Below are 6,572 nucleotides of genomic sequence, written 5' to 3' on the forward strand. Positions count from 1 at the left end.
ATGTGTGTGGATCTATTTTGCCAACCGCCCGGCAGGTCCGAAGCTGGTCCTGCCGGGCAGATCATGCCGCGAATGCTGCTTTAACCTTTTATCGATCCCAGCAGAATGCCTTTTACAAAATACTTCTGCAGGAACGGATACACCATCAAAATCGGAAGTGTCGCTGCAACGATGACAGCCATCTTGATCGATTGGGACAGGCTGACGAGCGCGGAAGCATCGTACTCGCCCCCGCTTCCTAGCTGCTCGGACAGGATGACGATCTGGCGCAACAGCACCTGAATCGGCCGCTTATCCGCATCGTTGAGATAAATAATGGCGTTAAAGAACGTGTTCCAATGGCCGACCGCATAGAAGAGCGTAAATGTGGCGATGACGGGCATGGACAACGGAATGACAATCCGCACCAGTACGGCGATGTCGCTGGCCCCGTCGATCTTGGCCGACTCCTCCAGGCCCGGGGGCAGCTGTTGAAAGAAGTTTTTGATGATAATCATATTGAAGGCGCTGATTGCGCCGGGCAAAATCAACGCCCAGTAGGTGTCCAGCAAATGCAGCTCCTTGACGACCAGATAGGTCGGGATCATGCCCCCGCTGAACAGCATCGAGAAAATAACGAGCAGCATAATGGAGCGTCTGCCGAGCAGCTCCTTTTTCGCCAGACTGTAGGCCATGGTCAGCGTAAAGAGCAGATTGACGAGCGTACCCGCCACAGTAATGAATACGGTGACCAGCAAGCTTCTCGTAAGCGTATCTGTAGAAAACAAGTAATCGTACGCATCAAGTGTAAAGCCGTGGGGCCAGAGGATGAACTCCTTGGCGCCGTATGCCTGCGACGACGACAGCGACACGGCCACGATGTGAATGAACGGCAGCACCGTAATCAGGGCAAAAATCGTCAGAAACGTGTAATTGAAGCCATCGAACGCCATGCTGCCGATGGATCGCTTCCTCCACATGAATGACACTCCTCCTTCCTTCGAGACTAATAAAGGCTTTCCTGGCCCGCCCGCTTGGCGGCATGATTGGCAAGCAGCACGAGTGCGAGCCCGATCACCGACTTGAACAATCCGACCGCTGTACTGTAGCTGTATTGGCCCTGGGCCAGCCCGACCGCATAGACATAGGTGTCAAACACCTCGCCGACCTCGCGGTTCATCGGATTGAGCAAGAGGAAGACATGCTCGAAGCCCGTATCCAGGAAATCGCCCAGTCGCAGAATCAGCAAAATAATAATGGTGCTGCGGATCGCAGGGAATGTAATATGCCAGGTCTGCTGCCAGCGATTAGCGCCGTCGATCGTCGCGGCCTCGTATTGCTCCGTATCGACACCGGCCAGCGCGGCGAGGAACAGGATCGTGCCCCAGCCGGTTTCCTTCCATATGATCTGCCCGATGAACATCGTGCGGAACCATTCGGAGCTGATGAGGAAATTGATCTTCTCCCCGCCGATCGCTTTAATCCACTCGTTGATGACGCCGCCTTCGGTCGTAAACAGCACATACGTGATGGCGACGACGACGACCCAGGACATGAAGTGGGGGATGTACACCATCGTCTGCACGAAGCGCTTGAATACTTGCTTGCGGATCTCATTGAGCATCAACGCGATGATGATCGGTGCGGGAAAGAAAAAGACAAGCTTGTATAGTCCGATCAAAGCGGTGTTGCGCAGCAGCATGAAGAAATCCGGATCGCGGAACAAACGCTCGAAGTGCGTCCAGCCGACCCACGGACTGTCCACGAACCCTAGGAACGGGTTGTAATCCTGAAAGGCAATTACAATGCCCCACATGGGAAAATATTTAAAGACGACAAAATACAGCAGGCCGGGAAGCAACAGGATATAGAGCCATCGATCTTTCAAGACCTTCCGAAGCATCCGATTGCGCTTGTTTTCCATTTGTCTTGGACGCGGGGCATTGGGTGTGTCCGGGCTCGGAACAAGTGGTTTCATGTCGGTCTGCAGGAGCCTCCTTCTCTTTCGGTTGCTCCCAATGTACCACCAGGCCCGGTTACCGTATATAATCATCTCCCCGCCTTCAAGATGCCCGGTACACTGGCGTTTTTCGGGTCTGCAGCCCTTGCAATAATCCGGATCCAGACAAGGAGCGCGCGCGATGCAAGCCCCTGATTATACGAACGGTGCCCCGCTGAAGAAAGAATGTCCCCCGCGGTGTCAGGAGACATTGGAATCGTGAATCTGCTTTCGATATTTGCCGGGGGACACACCCTCGATTTTTTTGAAGTAGCGGATGAAGTTCTGCGCATTGGTGTAGCGCAGCCGTTCGGCGATTTCCGTGATGGTCATCTCGGTCTCCTCCAGCCAATGCTTCGCCACCTTGAGGCGGTGCTGGGCCAGATATTCGCTGAAGCTGATCCCCTCTTCCTTGCGCAAGATGCGCCAGATGTAGCTCGGATGATAGTGCAGCCGGGCGGCGCAATCCTCCAGCGTCAGATCCGTATCGTACTCCTCATGGATGATGCGCATGACCTCTGCCGAGATCGACTTGTACTTCTCGCCTCTGCGCTCGTCGAGCAGCCGGATGGCCGGCCCGATGACGCTCTCCCGGAACCAGTCCCGGATGTCCTGCTTCGTATTCAGCTCGAACAAGTGGTCGATTACTGATCTGTTCTCCAGTTCCATCCACCGGATCGGTTCGCCCGAATCGTTGACGATGCGCATGATCTGCGTCAGCAAGCGGACCATGGACAACTGATACTCATCGAAGCGCATCTCGCTTCTGAATACATCCTCGACCCATTCCTCCAGCAGAGCTGCAGCCTGCTCGGCGTTCGTCTCCTTCACCGCATCTATGAGCCGGCTCTCCAATTGCTCGGGGTAGGCGGACGGCTGGCCGCCTCCGCTGGCCATATCCGCAATGAATAGAATCGACTCGTGGCCGAGCTTCACACGGTATTTCAACGCTTCGACACTTTCCCGGTAGGCCTGCGGCAGCTGCTGATACGATGCGCAGACATTGCTGATCCCGATGCTGACCTTTAGCTCCAGGTAATGCTTGATCTCCTTTTGAATGCGTTCTGCGCGCATGTACACATCCTTCATATACGCTTGCGCCGACCCGCAATTCCCGCCCCAGACGACAACTGCGCTCTGTCCGGTGACGATGCAGGTGTGCAGCCGATCCGGCGGCGACAGCTCATGAACGATATTTTTTATGGCGAACAGCATGAGATCCCGATCCTTCTCCTCATATCTGGTGCCTTCCAGCGTATCGATCTGGAGCGCCAGCACACACTTCTCCGTCCACACGTCGGAGTACCCGAACAGCCGCAGTCGCTCGTCGATTTCCTTCGGTGGAATCTCGCCGCGCAGCAGCTTGACCACAAAAAATTCGTTGAGCTGTTCGACCTGCTGGTCGAGCTGCGCGGTCAGCCGGCTCCGATTCGTGTCCAGATTGCGAATACGCTCGCCAATAATGCGAAATTCGTCGCTGTCATGCCCGCGCGGCTCGGCGACGCCCGTAATGCGGGCAGACAGATCGTACAGGCTGCGCACCGGACGGTACATGCGGAACGACCCGAAAAACGAAAGCAGCGAGGTCAACAGCAGCGTCGCGGCGCACATCATCAGCGTCACCCAGCCGATGACGCGGGATTCCGCGGTCACGTCCTTGAGTGAGACGACCGACAAGTATGACCAGCCGTTGTAGGCGGAGCGAATATAGCTGATGCCGGAACGCTCGCCGGTCACATCCCCTTCCATATATCCGGAGGAGGCGCTCTGTTCCAGAATCGCTGTCATGAACGGCGCCGGGGCCATATCCTCGCCTACAGTCAGATCCGAATCCGCCGCGAGCACACGCTCATGGTCGTCGAGCACCACCACGCTTCCCGCGCGCTGATCCGTATAGATCTGCCGGCTAATGTCCCTGGCCGTGGTGCGGATGATCAGCAGCCCGGAAGGCTCGCCGTAATTGAGCGGTACCTTGACGACCAGGTTGATGTAGCCCGGCTCGCTGCCGCGAAACGGCGCATCGGCCTCGCTGACCCAGAAGGACTGCTCCCGCTGCGCCAGATAATGCTGCAGCTCGGCGTCCCCGACCTGTCCGGCAATCGCCCCAAGCCCGTCGTTGCTGACGGCCCAATCGCCACGCAGACTGAGCAGAATCGGATCGAAGGACTCGAGCTGCACGCCGGACAAGGTTGCGAGCTCATTCATCAGATCATCCACAATTGCGAAGTCATGCGGCGTCAGACGCGCCTCGATCGTCGCATTAACGAGCGGGGAATAGGCAAAGCGGACGGCCGCATTTTCGACCGTCTTCAGCGCTTGCTCCACCGTCATCTGCGTCTGCTTCAGTCGCATCATATTGCCTTCGTTGACCTTGTCTTGAATATCGGATGAGGACTTTATATAAGAAAAGATGCCGAGTATCGCTACCGGAAGCATGCTGAGCAACAGCATGAACCCGATTAATCGCCGTAAATAACCTCCAACTCTGATGATCACCACATCCTCAACTGATACTTTCGCTGTTCGCATTATAGCATGCCAGTTTTTACTGGCGACTTCGTAAGCGTTTCCAAATGCCTCGCGATTTGCCTTGACTCCCTGCCCGGGGCGCCTTATCGTCTCTACCCTAGCATGGAATGCGTGTAACACACAATAATCATTAGCTTGCAGCGACCTCCGAAGAGAAAGATAGACGAAAAACTCCGCCCAAAATGAAACAAGAGCCTTTACGCCGGCTCGATGCATGGCCGCGAAGGCTCTTGGGCATAATGCTATACTATTGAAAACGATCGTGTGCGCTTATTGCCCCGTTCCGGGCATCGTCATCGTCTCTGCTTCGCGCACCTCGGCCGGCACGTCGAGCCCGGTAATGGCATTGTGCTCGGAATAAACGGCGCTCGTCTTGGATGTCGTCTTGGTCTGATTCTCTCCTTCGCCCATGGTCATCGCCATCGTGATGTCCATTTGCAGCGGGTAGTGGGTCTTCTTGTCAACCACCAATTCATACTGCAGGTCCTGAATATTCATCGAGCCTCCTGCCGCTTCGCCTCCGCCCAGCATCTGGCTCAGATCCGTATCCTTGGCGCTCAGGACGATGACGTACGTATCGCCTTCTTCCTCAATCGACAGCTCATCCGCATAATTGCTCATTTGCTCGAGCACCTCGGTCGGATTCATCCCCCCGCCGCCGCCGGCAGCATTCATCAACTGCTCCGACATGTTGGTCGGATACTTCATCCACTTTCCTTGCGTCGGGTCTTTCATATACAATCCGTCTTCCAGCATATACGACTCTACGGTCTGCTCGCCCATGCCCGCATCCATCGTCGTCATTTGGTGAAAGGTGAAGCTCGGCTGCAAGACCGCCGTCATCTCAATTTGCGAGGTGCTGGACTGCGGCGTCCCGCCGATCTCCATATCCTGCTCGGACGTCATGTTGACTTTGTAGCTGGTCAGCTCGGCGGCGTCGCCGACAATTTTGACGAACAGCTCCTTGTCGCTGCTGGAGATTTCGCTGCCGCCCTCGGCCGCAGGCCCAGCTGCCTCATCGTCTGCGCCCTGGTTCGCTTCCGCTCCCCCGGTCTCGCCTGCCGGCTCCTCGCCGGTTTGCTCCGTTCCGGCGGCCGGTGCTTGCGCAGCCGTGTTTGCATCAGTGCCTGCGTTGTTCGCTTCCTCGTTGCCGCCGCCGCAAGCAGCCAGCACCAGCAGCAGCAGCAGCGCCATTGCAATGCCCAGCAGTCCTTCACGCCAACGCCCGTTTCCCTTACCCATTCTCTATCACTCCTATTCGCTTTTGCAGTGCCAAGTCTACCATAAGGGAACCGTTGCAAGTAGCGTCCTCCGACTCATCATCCCGTCCCGAAGATAAAGAAGGCCCTGTCGCCATAGAATGCTTACCCCGATCCCTCGGGCCTAAAACCCGGACAGCGTCACCGCGCCAAGGCGAAACGGCCGGCCCCGTCCTCTGGCGGCGATGCTTGCAATAAAACCGGCAAAACCCCCGGCCCGCACGGGCTGAGGGTTGCGTTTGACCAATCGGAACAGCTTTTTTCAGTCGGAGGAGGCCGCTTTCCTTTTGGATCGCATGGCCCGAAGGACCTTTAGCTCAGGGTCACTGGCCAGCCGGTCATAGTCCATCGTCTCTACGCCGTACAGGGCAAGCCTTCCTTCTTCGTCGGCATGGATGCCCCAACCGTAGCGCTTGCCCAGGGGCGAGGCGCGGAAGCAAGCCTGGCCCTTGGCGAAATACTGCTCGCGCGCCGCCCCCCACTCCTGCGCCGGAAATTCATGGCGCTCGGCATGCACCTGGAATAGCACGTCATCCGACGTGTAGCGGTAAGGATGCTCGGCGATGAGTTGATATTGCCTGACGGCTGCCGTGACCTTATCCCCCTTGGCCGCCGGAATCTCCGCTGCGATCGCCGAACAATCCTCCGCCACCATGATGAAGGTATTGTAATAATTGGTCGTATGTTTGGCCACTGGTCGCTCTCCTTCAAATTGATGAGCTTTTTGCCTCCATTGTATCACAAGGCGAAACGGCGAGGACGGGTTTTTGTCCGAGCAAGTTTCGTTCCGCGAAATTTAGACAAGT

General features: G+C 56.5%; 5 protein-coding genes. All 5 read right to left on the reverse strand.

The genetic code is table 11. From position 1 onward, the window contains the following. Window positions 1-80 precede the first annotated feature (80 nt). The 5 genes from IDH44_RS06730 to IDH44_RS06750 all read right to left on the reverse strand — a co-directional run bounded on the left by IDH44_RS06730 (window position 81) and on the right by IDH44_RS06750 (window position 6,460). Window positions 81-959: a carbohydrate ABC transporter permease gene (locus IDH44_RS06730; RefSeq protein WP_190915946.1), complete on the reverse strand. Its 879-nt coding sequence runs from the start codon at window positions 957-959 to the stop codon at window positions 81-83. Between the two features lie 26 nt (window positions 960-985). Beyond that, window positions 986-1,903: an ABC transporter permease gene (locus IDH44_RS06735; RefSeq protein WP_190915948.1), complete on the reverse strand. Its 918-nt coding sequence runs from the start codon at window positions 1,901-1,903 to the stop codon at window positions 986-988. Between the two features lie 276 nt (window positions 1,904-2,179). Continuing rightward, window positions 2,180-4,333, reverse strand: a complete 2,154-nt coding sequence (locus IDH44_RS06740) for a helix-turn-helix domain-containing protein (RefSeq protein ID WP_190915950.1) — start codon at window positions 4,331-4,333, stop codon at window positions 2,180-2,182. 444 nt (window positions 4,334-4,777) lie between these two features. Next, window positions 4,778-5,749 (reverse strand): DUF6612 family protein, encoded by a 972-nt coding sequence (locus IDH44_RS06745; protein ID WP_190915952.1) that lies wholly within the window; start codon window positions 5,747-5,749, stop codon window positions 4,778-4,780. A 279-nt stretch (window positions 5,750-6,028) separates the two neighbouring features. Then, window positions 6,029-6,460 carry a DUF6157 family protein gene (locus IDH44_RS06750; RefSeq protein ID WP_317890129.1) on the reverse strand — a complete coding sequence of 144 codons (432 nt, stop codon included), beginning with the start codon at window positions 6,458-6,460 and terminating at the stop codon, window positions 6,029-6,031. Between the last annotated feature and the right edge of the window lie 112 nt (window positions 6,461-6,572).

Source organism: Paenibacillus sabuli, assembly GCF_014705605.1.
Taxonomy (GTDB): Bacteria; Bacillota; Bacilli; order Paenibacillales; family Paenibacillaceae; genus Paenibacillus_D; species Paenibacillus_D sabuli.

What these genes read in the sequence shown, in the direction of transcription:
- IDH44_RS06730 (WP_190915946.1), bottom strand. Translation starts at nt 959, where the DNA reads ATGTGGAGGAAGCGATCCATCGGCAGCATGGCGTTCGATGGCTTCAAT.
- IDH44_RS06740 (WP_190915950.1), bottom strand. Translation starts at nt 4,333, where the DNA reads ATGATGCGACTGAAGCAGACGCAGATGACGGTGGAGCAAGCGCTGAAG.
- IDH44_RS06735 (WP_190915948.1), bottom strand. Translation starts at nt 1,903, where the DNA reads ATGGAAAACAAGCGCAATCGGATGCTTCGGAAGGTCTTGAAAGATCGA.
- IDH44_RS06745 (WP_190915952.1), bottom strand. Translation starts at nt 5,749, where the DNA reads ATGGGTAAGGGAAACGGGCGTTGGCGTGAAGGACTGCTGGGCATTGCA.